This is a genomic window from Photorhabdus caribbeanensis, assembly GCF_018448885.1.
GTDB classification, from domain to species: domain Bacteria; phylum Pseudomonadota; class Gammaproteobacteria; order Enterobacterales; family Enterobacteriaceae; genus Photorhabdus; species Photorhabdus caribbeanensis.
This window is the reverse complement of sequence record NZ_RCWB01000098.1, coordinates 1-1,465: the sequence shown is the minus strand read 5'-3', so window position 1 is coordinate 1,465 and position 1,465 is coordinate 1. Positions and strand designations below refer to the sequence as shown.

General features: G+C 41.3%; 2 pseudogenes. Both read left to right on the top strand.

Features of this window, described 5'->3' with window-relative positions:
- Positions 1-834: pseudogene (locus EAE90_RS23115) on the top strand (esterase/lipase family protein); the annotation flags it as partial.
- A gap of 53 nt (positions 835-887) precedes the next feature.
- Positions 888-1,465: pseudogene (locus tag EAE90_RS23110) on the top strand (T6SS immunity protein Tli4 family protein); the annotation flags it as partial.

Here is a 1,465-nt window from a genome sequence, read left to right as displayed (position 1 = left end):
ATTGTGCATGGGGTGATGCCTGATACCGGTTCACCCATGACTTATAAAAGGATGAAAACCGGTGAAGATGGAATGGTTGGACTGGTTATCGGCAGTAATGGCGCGGAGATGACCCCGGTGTTGGCGCAATCTCCCGGCCCATTACAGCTTCTGCCGGGAAAGGAGTATGGTCGAGGCTGGTTACATATCGCTGATGGTAAAATGACGCATAAACTGCCGAAATTAGATCCGTATGAGGAGATTTATCTGGAAAAGGAGTACTGGTGGGGATTATGTGAAACCCGGTTTTTAAACCCGGATAAAAAGGAGAAGTGGAAAGATAATGAAAGCTGGAAAAATTATACACATATTATAGGGAAAAAAGTTAGGCCATTTATTGAAGGATTGAGTGGTAAATACCATCCTAATACCTATGCCTTTTATGGCGCCAGTGAGAAACATCTATCCTATGGGGTTATCTCTTGGGAGGAAGTCAGTAAAGATTATTACAATAAAACGGAGGATTATTCCGGCCTGACCTTTAATCAGCCGATCTATGATCCTTATAACTTGGAGATTAGTACTACACGTATGGTGCAGTTTTCTGTTGGTCCCTCTTTTCAGGATATTGCGGCGAAAACTTTTAAGCTGGCACCGCCAAAGGATAAAGGGGATGGTACCGTGCCGGAACGGGCTGGCCGTATTCCAACTAGAAGATTACGCAGTCAGTTGGCAACGGAAGTTGACCATGAAGGTGCATATAAAGGAAATAACGAGACGGAAGAGACTTTTGCCCGGTTATTCACCTTACGCTCAATTGTGAAGATGGTGCAGGTGGTGAAAGGTGAAAATTGAATAGGAAAACGACCTTACTGACTTTAGCGGTTATTTATATCTTGTGGTGGCATATGCCCGTATTTTATTACCCGATTTTAACTGAAAAGGAAAAGAAAATGACAACTGAAATGTTAGCAAATATGCAGACCCGATGTGTGGGCCGTTATTTGATAGATCTTCCTGCTGGATTTGACAATATTATTCATGATGGGATATTTATTGGTGATGCGCAAATAGAAACTGAGCGTTTATATCCACCTGCATTTGAACAGCGGATACGGCTAAGAGAACAGGAGTTAAAGGAGGATAAAACTATTGATCCTAAAGATATGCCATTTTTGAAAAAAATTTATCGCTTACAGGGGGAGCAAACAGGTGTAATTTTCGATAGGAATGAGGATATTGGTGAGCCCGGTTTTGGCCGGGTGCTGGAAGCACATTTATACGACAATGGTGTTGCATTTAAAATTATAATGAATATAACAGATTTGTCTGATGCTAAATATGCGAGTGATAGGAAAAGTTATATCAGAGCTGGTTTTTCTGAGGATGAATTAAATACCACAGATAAAACGATGATGAAAATGAGGAATTTATTATCCAGAATCAGCGGCCGAAAAGATACAGAAATACCTACAGAGGCAGGTAC